Below are 377 nucleotides of genomic sequence, written 5' to 3'. Positions count from 1 at the left end.
CTGCTGGAGAACCTTGCGCGGCGCGGCCAGATCGGCGCCGGCGAGGAACATCTGGCCACCGCGGCGGAGCTTTTTCACTCGGAAGAGCTGGATTTCACCCCTTTGCGCGAGGCATGGCACGAGATTAGGGCCCGGAACGCCAGCGCGACGCCGTGCGCGCGGTCCGGGCCGGGTTTTGTGGCCCCGCAACCGCCGATCGTTGCCGTCGAAGACGAACGCGAAGCGTTGCGCCGGGCCTCGCTGGCGGTGATGCCGTTCGCGGAAAGCACCGCCAATTTTCGCGGCGGGCTTGCCGATGGCCTGACCCACGACATCATCACGCGCCTCGCCAAGCTTCGCGATTTCTTCGTCATCGCACGCGGATCGGTCTTCGCACT

General features: G+C 66.8%; 1 pseudogene. It reads left to right on the top strand.

Going from position 1 to position 377, the window contains the following annotated elements:
- Positions 1-377 (top strand): annotated as a pseudogene (locus EN852_RS36075) (transcriptional regulator); the annotation flags it as partial.

Source organism: Mesorhizobium sp. M2E.F.Ca.ET.209.01.1.1 (assembly GCF_004010375.2).
Lineage (GTDB): Bacteria > Pseudomonadota > Alphaproteobacteria > Rhizobiales > Rhizobiaceae > Mesorhizobium.
The sequence above is the reverse complement of the archived record's forward strand: the minus strand, read 5'-3'. Positions and strand labels throughout refer to the sequence as shown.